This is a genomic window from Actinoplanes sp. NPDC051411 (assembly GCF_040682075.1).
In the GTDB taxonomy this organism is placed as follows: domain Bacteria; phylum Actinomycetota; class Actinomycetes; order Mycobacteriales; family Micromonosporaceae; genus Actinoplanes.
Genome location: NZ_JBFBAD010000008.1, coordinates 31308 through 43149, shown reverse-complemented (window position 1 = coordinate 43149; position 11842 = coordinate 31308). Strand labels below are relative to the sequence as shown.

General features: G+C 72.0%; 9 protein-coding genes. 6 read left to right on the top strand and 3 right to left on the bottom strand.

Translation table 11 applies throughout. The annotated features are described in order from the left end of the window. Together AB0M88_RS06435 and AB0M88_RS06430 are read right to left on the bottom strand one after the other, a co-directional pair. On the bottom strand, positions 1-960 hold the full coding sequence (locus AB0M88_RS06435) for a sulfotransferase (protein ID WP_364096293.1): 960 nt from the start codon (positions 958-960) through the stop codon (positions 1-3). 559 nt (positions 961-1519) lie between these two features. Beyond that, positions 1520-1975 carry a hypothetical protein gene (locus tag AB0M88_RS06430; protein WP_364096291.1) on the bottom strand — a complete coding sequence of 152 codons (456 nt, stop codon included), beginning with the start codon at positions 1973-1975 and terminating at the stop codon, positions 1520-1522. A 102-nt stretch (positions 1976-2077) separates the two neighbouring features. Between AB0M88_RS06430 and AB0M88_RS06425 the strand changes: the two genes are divergently transcribed. The 6 genes from AB0M88_RS06425 (at position 2078) to AB0M88_RS06400 (ending at position 9277) form a co-directional block, all read left to right on the top strand. Beyond that, on the top strand, positions 2078-2245 hold the full coding sequence (locus tag AB0M88_RS06425; protein ID WP_364096289.1) for a hypothetical protein: 168 nt from the start codon (positions 2078-2080) through the stop codon (positions 2243-2245). A 742-nt stretch (positions 2246-2987) separates the two neighbouring features. Then, the gene (locus AB0M88_RS06420) at positions 2988-3929 is read left to right on the top strand and encodes a glycosyltransferase family 2 protein (protein ID WP_364096286.1); all 942 of its coding nucleotides are present in this window, start codon (positions 2988-2990) and stop codon (positions 3927-3929) included. A 27-nt stretch (positions 3930-3956) separates the two neighbouring features. Next, positions 3957-4925: a glycosyltransferase gene (locus AB0M88_RS06415; protein WP_364096284.1), complete on the top strand. Its 969-nt coding sequence runs from the start codon at positions 3957-3959 to the stop codon at positions 4923-4925. Further along, positions 4922-6178 carry a glycosyltransferase family 2 protein gene (locus tag AB0M88_RS06410; RefSeq protein WP_364096281.1) on the top strand — a complete coding sequence of 419 codons (1257 nt, stop codon included), beginning with the start codon at positions 4922-4924 and terminating at the stop codon, positions 6176-6178. The genes AB0M88_RS06415 and AB0M88_RS06410 overlap by 4 nt, the downstream gene beginning before the upstream one ends. 76 nt (positions 6179-6254) lie before the next feature. After that, positions 6255-8417 carry a hypothetical protein gene (locus AB0M88_RS06405; protein WP_364096279.1) on the top strand — a complete coding sequence of 721 codons (2163 nt, stop codon included), beginning with the start codon at positions 6255-6257 and terminating at the stop codon, positions 8415-8417. After that, entirely contained in the window at positions 8414-9277 is an 864-nt protein-coding gene (locus AB0M88_RS06400; protein WP_364096276.1) for a hypothetical protein, read from the top strand. The genes AB0M88_RS06405 and AB0M88_RS06400 overlap by 4 nt, the downstream gene beginning before the upstream one ends. A 22-nt stretch (positions 9278-9299) precedes the next feature. On the opposite strand, the gene fxsT is transcribed toward AB0M88_RS06400, so the two are convergent. Continuing rightward, complete coding sequence (fxsT, locus tag AB0M88_RS06395) at positions 9300-11801, bottom strand: FxSxx-COOH system tetratricopeptide repeat protein (protein WP_364096610.1); 2502 nt, start codon at positions 11799-11801, stop codon at positions 9300-9302. Positions 11802-11842 lie beyond the last annotated feature (41 nt).

Sequence of the window (11842 nt, the reverse complement as noted above, 5' to 3'; positions counted from 1 at the left end):
CTACCGGATCAGTGGGGATTGGCGCGCCGGGGCGGGCAGATGGCGGTCGACCGACAGCCAGTCGTCGTACCTCTCCCCCGTGACCCGCTGCAGGCGGGCGATGTCGTCAGCGAAGTGCGGCAGGAGCGCCTCGCGTTCCTGCGGCGTGGTGACCGGCCGGGTGCCTTCGTGACGATGCAGGAGCGTCAGGAGCGGCCCGCGGGCCGCCAGCCGCAGCGGTACGGGGAACCGGTGCCCGAACCGCCCGCCGGACCGCAACATGGCCCGCAGCACCCGGTTGAGCCGGTTGTCCTCGACGACGTGCCGGTTGACGTTCTCCTTCGGGATCGCCGTGAGCACCCCGGTCTCGACCCCGAGGAACGCGCACACGCGGTCGAGCGTGGCGGCGGGCGCCTCCTTGAGCTCGCGGTAGCGCAGCAGCAGGACCTGCTCGCGCGGGAAGTGCCGGTAGAGGTGCTCGACCTGCCGGCCGTACTGCCCGAGCCCCACGTAGTGCCAGAACTGCGCCCACCCGGCCTCGACCCGCTCCTCCTCGGCCCGGCAGGCGGCGAGGAAGTCGGCCTCGGGTTCGAGCCCCGCGTTCCAGAGGTGGGTCCAGTTGGAGTGGGCCCGGTCGACCGGGTCCCGCAGCAGCAGAATCAGCCGGGCGTCGGGGATCAGCCGCCTGATCCGCCCATGCGACTCCAGATCGTGCAGGTAGAACGGAGTCGCCTCCCCTTTCGTCGTCCGGGGCGGCGCATCTTCGAAGAGCCGCTCGTAGTCCGCCCGGCGCCACACGTGCTCCTGATAGGTCTGCACGTCTCCCGGGCCGCCCGCGGTCGGCGGCCACCCGTCGGAGAGAAAGAACTTGGGCTCCTTGACCGCCGGCAGAAACAGCCGGGGATGCGCGTTCAGGGCGGCGTGCAGCGCCGTGGTCCCCGCCTTGGGCACACCGGCGATCAGGAAGTCAGGAAGCGTCATCGGGGTCCCTCCAGCCGTGCGACAACGCACTCAAAGTGGAACCCAGCCTACAGATTTAGTAGGTTTTCGCGACTCCGGTCCCCCGCCGAAGGCGGAACGATACGGGCCGTTGGGACGGCAGCGCTCTACGTGATCAGCACGTTCGTATCGACACCGAGCCGGCCGGCTACGTTGATCTGCGTGAGCGGCTGCAGCGTGTCCGGTGGCCGGTCAATTCGATGCCGGCGCCCGCTGACGACGGCTGAGCTTTATGGGCCAAGCTGATGGGCGAGCTCGGTTACGAACGTTTCGGCGCGCACGGCGGCGATATCGGCACCTTCGTCACCAACCGCCGGGCCCTGGATTATCCGGACCGGCTGATCGACGTCCGACAAGAACCCGCGCCAATTCTTCCGTCGCGGCGCAGCCACCCGATGGGCCTCACGGGGTCGCCAGGATGCCGTGGACGTATGTGGAGGCGGCCGGCAGGTATTGCTCGCGCACCTGGTCCATGAGGTGCCCAGGCGAGGGCGGGGTCAGTCCGGGGGCAGGAGCGCGTCCGGTAGGCCGGGGTCGCGGATCAGGTGGACGTAGGGCGCGTGAGCAGGTCCGCCATGTGGGCGAGGGTCGCGGCGGTCGGCCGCGGCGGTGCGGCGGCGTCGAGGGCGGTCTCCAGGATGGCGATGTGTCCGCGGAAGCTGTCGGCGACGGCGTCGAGGTTCCAGGCCGACCGGGCAGGCCGATCGTGGCGACCTGGATGCGGCAGTCGGGCGGCGCCTCGGCCAGGACGTCGGCGAGTTGTGGGGTCCGGTCGCGGGTGGCGATGAGTACGCCCTGCTGCATGACGCCGTACCCGATAGGGCCGGTGGATCTCCGGCACCTGGTAGAGCAGGGCGTGGAACGCGTCCGTCCACGGCGGGGCCGGCTCGGGGGCGTGCCGGCTCAGCTTGCGGACGGCCCCGGCGAACGGGCCGGTCAGCCGGTAGCGCAGCTCGCGACCGTGCCGGGACGCGGCGAGCTGACCCTCGTCGCGCATGCGTGACAGCTGGGCGCGCGTCTGTGGTCCGGCCTGTGGCGTTACCCGGAATTCCGTTCCTCGCAGTACCGCATCAACGCGGCCTGGGGTGTCGGCTATCTCGTGGAGGCGGCGCTGCGCGTGGTCGTCGCCTACGGCGTGCCGAGCTTCTCCCTGGCCAACACCATCGCGACGATCCTGCTCGCTTACACCTTCTCGGTCGGCCGGCGCACCCGCGCGGCGGCCATGACCCGTGGCGCGGCGGCCGTGACGCCGCAGCCCACCACCTGAGCCGGCCGGCGCCGCCCATCCGCCGGCGTTACATGAGCCGGTAGACCGAGCCGAAAGACGCGGCGCCCGGGCGGACCGGGAAGGTCAGCGGCCGGGGATCAGCCGGCGCCACCAGGCCGCGCGGCGGAAGCGTGGGCATTCGTCGGGGCCGCACTGGGCGCACTCGGTGCCCCGGCGGTGGTGTTCGTGGGCCCGGTGCGGGTGCCCGCAGACACAGACTGCTTCCTCAGCGTTCATCGTCTCACCAACGGTAAGGCGGCCCGAAAGCTACGGGACCGGGCCGGCGGATCCCGCCGCCGACACCATATCCAGCCCGGCGCCGGCCCGCAGTACCCGCGCCGGGCACTACGGTCCGGCACGGCCCATCTAACGGTCGGTGATGTCGACGTGCGGCTGTCCGCCTCACCCAGATTTTTCCGACATTTATTTTTTGCCCGACAACGGCGATCGAAGACCGAGCCGCGATCACCGCGTCGAAACCCCCGTGCGGCGACCGATGAGCCCGTCTGTCCGTAACCGGTGGTAACCACGGGACCGGCGTCACCTTGAGTAAACAATCTCCATCGACCCAGGTCAGGCCATCACTCTCAGCGAGGACGCGGCGAGGGCCACCGCCCGACTTTTCGGCGGTTGACGCTACGTAATGTCCAGCTAGATTGGTGACCAGAAGCGAGCGACCGGCGATTCTGCCCCCGGAAACTGCCGACGACGTCGCCTTGCCGAGCCTGGAAGGTAACCCGACATGGCCTACCCGACTCCCGCCAGCAACACGCACCGTAACGGCAAGTCGTCACCGACCGTGAGCGTCGTTATTCCGGCCCTGAACGAGGAGCGGAACCTGCCGCACGTCTTCGCCAAGCTGCCGGCCGACATCACCGAGGTGATCCTGGTCGACGGCGGTTCGGTCGACCGCACCGTGGCGGTCGCCCGCGAGCTGCGGCCCGACGTCGTCGTCGTGACCCAGACGCGCACCGGCAAGGGCAACGCGCTGGCCTGCGGGTTCGCGGCCTGCACGGGCGACATCATCGTGATGATCGACGCGGACGGCTCGACCGACCCGGCCGAGATCCCGCTGTTCGTCGAGAAGCTGATCGCCGGCGCCGACTTCGTGAAGGGTTCGCGCTTCGACAAGGGCGGCCACAGCCACGACATCACCCGCCTGCGCAAGGTCGGCAACGACGGCCTCAACCTGGTGGTCAACGTCCTGTTCGGGACCCGCTTCACCGACCTCTGCTACGGCTACAACGCCTTCTGGCGCAGCGTCGTCCCGATGCTCGACCTGCCGGCGATCGACGCGCCGCGGCCGGCCGACGGCAGGAAGCTCTGGGGCGACGGCTTCGAGATCGAGACGATGATCAACATCCGGGCGGCCGCCCAGGGCATGCGGGTCGGCGAGGTCGGCAGCATCGAGCACGAGCGGATTCACGGCGAGAGCAACCTCAACACCTTCCGCGACGGCTTCCGGGTGCTGCGCACCATCTTCAGCGAGTACGGCCGGATGCGCCGCCGCACGAACCCGTCGCCGGTCCGCCCGGTCGCCTCCCACGGCCGGCCGGTCAGCGATCTCGACTACGTGGTGACCCGCTCGCCCGAGGTCGCCCAGCTCAACCGCTCGATCCGGTTCGACGACCTCACCGCCGCCCGCCACGACGTCAAGCCGGTCCCCAGCCGCGTCGAGGACTGAAGAAACCCGGAAACAGGAGCCGCTCCCGTGGAAACGACCCCCCGCCTCGCCGCCACCATCGTCATCCCGACCCACTCCGAGGACCGCTGGGACTCCCTCGTGCGGACCATCGCCTCGGCCCGCTCGCAGACCCGCACCCCGGCCGAGATCATCGTCGTGGTCGACCACAACCCGAAGCTGTACCGCCGCATTCGGCGGGACCTGGGCGGCCTGACGGTGCTCGAGAACGCGTACGCCCAGGGCGTGTCCGGCAACCGCAACACCGGCGCGTTCAGCGCCAACACCTCGCTGATCGCGTTCCTGGACGACGACACGATCGCCGACCCGCACTGGCTCGACCACCTGATGCGGCCGTTCTCCGACCCGAAGGTCGTCGGCACCGGCGGCGGCATCAGCCCGGACTGGGAGCGGCACCGCCCGCGCTGGATGCCGGAGGAGTTCCTGTGGGCGGTCGGCGGCACGTACGCCGGGATGCCCACCCGCACCGCCCCGATCCGCAACGTCTGGTCGGCCAGCATGATCGTGCGCCGGGACGTCTTCGTCGCGGTCGGCGGGTTCCGGGTCGGCTTCGGCAAGCTCGGCGACCAGAACCGTCCCGAGGACACCGAGCTGTGCCTGCGGATGAGCGCGCTCGACGGCGGCCACTGGATGTACGTGCCGGACGCCGTGATCCGCCACGAGGTGCCGGCCAAGCGCTCCACCTTCGGCTTCTTCCTGCGCCGCTGCTACGCCGAGGGCCGCGGCAAGGTGCAGATGGCGTCCCTGGACACCGCGACCGACACGCTGCGGGCCGACTCGCTCGGCACCGAGCGGGCCTACCTGTGGTCGCTGCCCCGGGCGGTCGTCCGCAACCTGGGCGCCGCCCTCACCGGGCGCGGCGCCGACCACGCCCTCAAGGCCGGCGGCGTCGTCGCCGGTGTCGCCGCGGCCGCCTACGGCGGAGCGGTCGAGACCCTTCACGCCCGTCGCGCGCAGAAGCTGGGGATCGCCCGATGACGACCGATATGACGACCATGCCGACCTATGAGCTCCCGGCCGTGGTGCTCGACCTCGACCTCGCCGACCCGCTTCCGGCTGTCCCGGGTCACGGCCCGGACGGGCGGCGCGTACGCCGGGCCTGGGTGCTCGTGCGGCGGTTCACGGAGCCGCTCGGTGCACTGCTCACCGACGTACCGGAAGAGGGCCTGACCCCCGCGGCCCTGGCCGCCGCGATCGAGGCCGAGTTGCCCGGAAGCTCGGCCGACCGGGGCCGGGAATCGGCCTTCCTGGCCGGCCGCCGCGCCGTGCTCGCGACCGCCCCGCACATCACCGTCGTGATCTGCACCCGGGAGCGGCCGGGCGCCCTGGCCCGTTGCCTCGACAGCCTGATCGCCCAGCAGTACCCGGACTTCCGCATCCTGGTCGTCGACAACGCGCCCGAGACGACGGCCACCTCCGAGGTCGTCCACTCGGCGGCCCGCCGGGGCCCGGTCGACTACCTGCTGGAGCCCCGCGCCGGCCTGTCGTTCGCCCGCAACACCGCGGTGCGGTCGGCCCCCGGCGAGATCCTGGCCTGGATCGACGACGACGAGGTCGCCGACCCGCACTGGCTGGCCGAGGTGGCCCGCGCGCTCGACGAGCACCCGGACGCCGACGTCATCTCCGGCGTCATCGTGCCGGCCGAACTGGAGACCCAGGCCCAGCTGTGGTTCGAGCAGTTCGGCGGCCACAGCAAGGGCCGCGGCTTCAGGCCGGCGGTGTTCTCGCCCGAGACGGCGCACCTGCAGAGCCCGCTCTACCCGCTGCCGCCGTTCGGCACCGGCGCCAACATGACCTTCCGGCCCGGCGTCATCGAGCGGATCGGCATGTTCGACACCGCGCTCGGTGCCGGCACCCCGGCCATGGGCTCCGAGGACACGCTCGCGTTCACCCAGGTCCTGCTGATGGGCGGCAAGATCGTCTACCAGCCGACCGCGGTCACGCACCACTACCACCGGCGTGACCTGGCCGGCCTGCGCAAGCAGATGGTCGGCTACGGGACCGGGCTGGTCGCCGCCTACACGAGTCTGCTGATGGCCCGGCCGGGTGTGTTCTGGGGCCTGCTCAAGCTGGTGCCGGGTGCGCTGCGCGAGCTGACCGGCAAGGACACGGCCCGGATGGCCACGATCGAGGACGACTTCCCGCGCGAACTGCTCGCCGCCAACCGCCGCGGCATGCTGGCCGGTCCCCGGGCGTACCTCCGGGGCCGCCGCGCCGCCCGGCGGCGCTGATCGTCCCGTTCCTCGGAAAAATCCGGCCCTAACCGGGCATTCTTCTACGGAAGAGGTTTTCTGAGGACCGGGTGCGGTGGAGGCCGAGCGACCGATGGCGGACGAGCACGCCTCCGACCCGGCCGACCGCGAGGACAAGAAGGCCCGGCGGACCCCGCCGGGCGCGAAAACGATGCGGCTGGGTGCCGCCGCCGATCCCGTACGCCCGAAGCCCGCCCCCGAAGTCGTCCGCCTCCCCGAGGCCGACGTCGAGCCCGACTCCCCGCCGAAGCCGGCCGGCGGGGCGACGCACGCGGAGGCCGGGGCGCTGGCCGCCGAGGCACAAAGCGGCCCGGCAACGGCTGACACCGACGAGGACACCGTCGTCGCCGAACCGGACGAAGCGCCGCCCGGGGAAGCACCCGCGGCCGCCCGGCCGGACCAGATCGAGCCGGACCGGGACCGCCGCCGCGTGGCGCGACCCTCGGGCCTCGGGCAGGCGCCCTGGATCCTCGCACTCTCCAGCTTCGGGGTGCTGCTGGTCGCCGTCGGCTATGCCGGCGGCCGCGAACAGACCCGCCTGGCCCTGGCCGCCTACTGGATCGGGCAGATCGTCGTCTTCACGCCGGTCGTCACCCGGCTGCTGACCCGCCGGCTGGCCGGGGTCGCCGAGTCGTTCACCCTGGTCATGGGGCTGGCCTTCAACCAGTACCTGCTCAAGTGGTTCTACAGCCCGGACCAGTTCCGCTTCCCGGACGAGCTTCAGCACTGGCTGGCGACCACGATCATCAACCAGCACGGCCGGCTCTTCCAGCCCAACCTGGCCCTGCCCCCGGCCGTCCACTTCCCGGGGCTGGCCGAGATGGGCGCCGCCGTCTCGCAGCTGACCGGTCTGCCGGTGACCGCGGCCGGGCTCATCGTCGCCGGCACCTGCCACCTCGGCCTGGTCGCCGCCCTCTACGTGGCCGTCCTGCGGTCGAGCCACTCCCCGGCCACCGCGGGCGTGACCTGCGTCGTCTACGCGACCTCGCTGCACTACCTGTTCTTCAACTCGATGTACCTCTACCAGACCGGCGCCCTGGTCTTCCTGATGCTGACCGTCTGGGCGTCGCAGCGGTTCAAGAACGGGAACGGCTGGGAGTTCGGCCTGCTCGCCGTCGCCGGCACGGTCCTGACCACCGTCTGCCACCACGTCACCGCGGGCGCGCTCGTCCTGACCCTGCTCCTGATCGGCCTGGTCGAGGTCGTCGTGACCCGGCCCCGGCCCTGGAAGAACCTGATCCTCCCGCTCGGCGCCACCGTCGTCGTCGCCGTCTGGATCCTGGTCGTGGCGCGCGATGTCATCGCCTACCTCGAGGCCCCGCTCGACCAGGTCACGCGCACCGCGAAACAGTTCTTCTCCGGCCAGCAGCAGGCGGCCGGCGCCGCCGCCGAGGTCCCCCTCTGGGAGCTGGGCATCCAGGCGCTCGGCCTCCTCTTCCTGCTCGGCCTGTTCCTGGCCGTCGCGCGCGACACGAACGCCCGCAAGGAGCGCGACCCCTGGCAGTGGGCGGCCCTCACCGGTTCCGCGGTCTTCTTCGCGGGCAACGGCGTCCGCTTCCTGGGCTCCAACGGTCCCGAGATCGCGGGCCGCCTCTCCACGTTCACCTACGTGCCGATGTCGGTCGTCGCCGCGACCGCCCTGGTCCAGGCGGTCCGCCTGCTGCCGTCGAAGAAGCCGCTGAAACCGGGCCGTACCTTCACCCGGCGGGTCCTGGCCGGCGCCGTCGTGATCACCGTGCTGATGGCGGGCGCCCGGGTCGGCGGCTGGCCCCCGGCCGGGCAGCTGCTGCCCGGGCCCTACCTGGCCGACGGCTTCGAACGCTCGGTCGACCGGTACGGCCTCGACGCCGCCGACTGGGAACGCGACATGCTCGGCCCCGGCCAGCGCACCGGCGGCGACCTGACCGCGATCGCGCTGGCCTCCACCTACGGCCGGCAGGACCCGGTGCGCGGAGTCGGCAAACTCTTCTACGACGAGCAGTGGTCGGACACCGACGAGGACCTGGTCAACACCCTCGCCCTGAACTACCTGGTCGTCGACACCCGGCTGGGCGAGCAGCTGCCGGCCAACTCGCAGTACTTCGACAACGACCCCGACGCCGGCCGCATCACCGAGCCGCTTACCGCGCGGCAACTGGGCAAGTTCGACGACCTGCCGCAGTGGTCCCGCCTCTACGACAACGGGAAGATCCGCATCTACCGGGTGGGTGGGCGGTGAGGCGGCGAACCGCGTACCTCCTGGCCGGCGCCACCCTGGTGGCCGGCGCCTTCGCCCTGAGCGGCATCCGCGTCCTGACCGTGGCCGGCGGCCTGCCGCTCGCCCTGATCCTGCCCGGGCTGGCCCTGACCACCCTGCTGTTCCGCCGGCCGGGCCGGCTGGTCCCGATCGAGCGGATCATGCTGGTCCCGGCGCTCAGCCTGGGCACGCTGATCCTGGGCGGCCTGCTGGCCTGGGCGGTGCGGGCCCCGCTGCACCGGGTGACCTGGCTCGCGCTGAGCGCCGGGGTCACGCTGGCCGCGCTGGCGGCGGTCGTGCTCAAAACCCCGGCGGTGCCGGCCGAGAGCTCCGGTTCCGGCCCTCCGGGCGTACGCGGCGGAAGGTCCCGCCTCCCCACCCCCGCCGACGCGACGCTGATCCTCCCGGTGTTCCTCGACCGGGAGGGCCTGTTCGAGCCGGAGCCGATGAATGGCCGGCGCCGCCTGCTCAAACAGGTCGTGCCGGCCGTGCTGGCGGTCGCGATGCTGGCCGGAGCCGCCTGGCTGTCGCTGGCCACCTCCATCCACAGCCACCGGGTCACCGTGACCACGCTGTCCGTGGTGCCACCGAGCGCGATCGACGCATCAGGCGACCGCAGCATCCAGGTCAACGCGACCGGCCTGTCGTCGGGCTCGACCTACGCCCTGCAGGTGACTTCGACGTCCGAGAACACCCGCACGACGGTCACGGCCGACGACCACGGCCGGTGGGCGTCGACGCTGCGCCTGCCGGGCGACGAACGGCTGACGCTGGCCCTCTACCGCGCAGGCGAAACAATCCCCATGCGTACGGTCATCATCGCAAGCGCCGCGACCGGCTGAGCCGCGTTCTCCCAGCCATCGCTCACGCCGGCGTGATGTCGCGGGCCTGGCCCGGCTTTCCGGTGATGCGCAGCAGATGAGCCAGGCCGGTGGCCGTTCGGCGGGTTTCGGGGTGGTCCTGGCCGAACAGGCGGCAACGCCGGTCGTAGGTGTCCTGGCTCAGCCGCAGCCCGTCGAGCCGGCGGCCCGACTGGCCGAGCCGGATGGCGAGATGGTCGGCCGAGTGCAGGGTGTCCGGATGGTCCGGGCCGAGCGCGCGGCGGCGCCGGTCGTAGGTGTCCCGGCTCAGCCGCAACGCCTCCTCGTGGCGGCCCAGGTGGCTCAGGGCGGTGGCGAGGTTGCCGGCCGTGGCGAGGGTTTCGGGGTGGTCGTCGCCGAGCACGCGGCGGCAGCGCTCGTACGTGTCCCGGCACAGCTGTGATGCTTCCTCGTGCCGGCCCAGGGAGCCGATCGTGCCGGCGAAGTTGTTGGCGGAGGAGAGGGTGTCGGGGTGGCCGTCGCCGAACAAGGCGCGGCGTCGCCGGAGGGTGTCTTCCTCCAGGCGGAGCGCCTCGTCGTAGCGACCCAGGGATTCGAGCGTGCCGGCGAGGTTGCTGGCCGAGATCAGGGTGTCGGGGTGATCGTCGCCGAACACGGCGCGGCGGCGCTGACAGGTGTCCTGCTCCAGGCGCAGCGCGTCGTCGTAGCGACCCAGGGCGCCGAGCGTGCCGGCGAGGTTGCCGGCCGAGACCAGGGTGTCGGCGTGATCGTCGCCGAGTGCGGCCCGGCGCCGGTGGTAGATGTCCTGCTCCAGGAGCAGCGCGTCGCCGTAGCGGCCGGCCTGGCTGTACGCGGTGGCCAAATTGACGCCGGCGAACAGGGCCTGGGCGTCGCCGGGGCCCAGGCGGTCGCGCCACTTGTCGTGCAGGAGGGCGCAGAACTCGCGGGCGGCTTCCGTGTCACCCCGGCAGAGGAGATAGGAGCTGGCGTGGCAGGCGAGTTCGCGGAACTCGTGGTCGCCGCGGCCGGCCGGGTCGAGGGCGGTCAGGTGGGGCATCAGTTGCGCCCACCGGGGCCAGTGGACGGGGTCGCGGCCGTCGTCGGGGCGGGCCGCCGCGAGCAGCCTCTCGGCCTGCTTCCGCGTGCCGGGACGCTCGGCCGGGTCGACGCTGTCGCGGATGACGGCCTGGGTCAGCCGGTGCAGTCGCAGGGTGCCCTCGCCGAGCCGGGCCAGCCCGTACGCGCCGATGCGACGGCTGATCCGCGCGAACGTCAGCACCTCCGTGGTGGCGGTGAACAGCTCGGTGGGAATCGGCTCGGGAGCGAGGAACGCGCACAGCGTCAGCACCCGCCCGGCGGCCTCGTCCTCGGCGGCCAGGCGCTGCAACGAGGTCCGCACCACCGCGGCCAGGGGCGCCGGATAGCCGTCGGGCACCCCCTCGGACAGGATCACCGCGGTCCGTTCGGTCAGCAACGTCAGGTACTGACCGACCGACATGCCGGTCGCGGTCAGCATCTCGCCCGCCTGGGCCAGCGCCAGCGGAAGATCGCCGAGCCGGCCCGCGAGGTCACCGGCCGGCTCGTCACCGAGCGACGGCAGACTGCGCCGCAGCAACGCGACCGATTCGGCCCGGCTGAACTCCGGCAACGGCACCGGCTGCACGAGCTGGCCCCAGCCCGGGTTGCGCGAGGTCACCAGCACGTGACCGGGCCCGTGCGGGAACCACTGGCGGAGGTCCTCCCGGCGTTCCGCGTTGTCGAAGATCAGCAGCCACCCGGGTTCGCCGCGGAGCCGTCGCAACACCGACGCGGCCGGATCTCCGGCCGAGACCCATCCCGCCTCGACGCCGAGAGCGATGATCTGGTCGCCGATCAGGGCCGGCTGGTCGGCGTCGATCCACCAGACGAGGTCGTAGGCCCCCGCGAAACGATGGGCGTATTCGGTCGCCAGCGTCGTCTTGCCGACCCCGCCCAGACCGTGCACCGCGGTGCCGCCGCCGCAGAGCCGTTCCCGCAGCGTCACCAGGGCGTCGTCGCGACCGGTGAAGTGCGGGCTGAGCGGAGGCACGTTCCACACCGGCGGAGGGTCGCCCGGCAGTCGCGGGCGCCGCGCTTTCGGTGGCGCCTTGGCCGTACCCGGAAACCCCGGACGCCCCCGGGCGTCGCGGCCGCCGACCGCCTCGACCAACGTGGTTCTGGCCTTCTCCTCGTCCAAGGCGTGCAGATCGCGGTAGATCAGCGGCTTGAGCAGCCGCGGCGGCTCCACATCGGCCAGCCGCACCGGCACCAGGCGGGGACGCTCGTGCGGGCGCTCGGCCATCACCGCGGCCCACTCGTCACCGGTGAACCGGTTGTGCTCGAAGTAGGCCGGCGACCACAGCATCAGGACCAGGCGGGCGCGTTCCAGGGCGTCGTTCATCCGCACCACGACGTTGTCGCCGGCCCGCCAGTCGACGTCCATCTCGACCGAGTAGCCGGCCGCCCGCAACTGCCAGGCCGCCCACTCGGCCCACGGCCGGTCGGCGCCGGCGTACGAAATGAACACGTCCAAGCCGCCGCGCTTCCCACCCATCCGACCAGATCTAC

What these genes read in the sequence shown, in the direction of transcription:
- AB0M88_RS06420 (WP_364096286.1), top strand. Translation starts at nt 2,988, where the DNA reads ATGGCCTACCCGACTCCCGCCAGCAACACGCACCGTAACGGCAAGTCG.
- AB0M88_RS06435 (WP_364096293.1), bottom strand. Translation starts at nt 960, where the DNA reads ATGACGCTTCCTGACTTCCTGATCGCCGGTGTGCCCAAGGCGGGGACC.
- AB0M88_RS06410 (WP_364096281.1), top strand. Translation starts at nt 4,922, where the DNA reads ATGACGACCGATATGACGACCATGCCGACCTATGAGCTCCCGGCCGTG.
- AB0M88_RS06430 (WP_364096291.1), bottom strand. Translation starts at nt 1,975, where the DNA reads ATGCGCGACGAGGGTCAGCTCGCCGCGTCCCGGCACGGTCGCGAGCTG.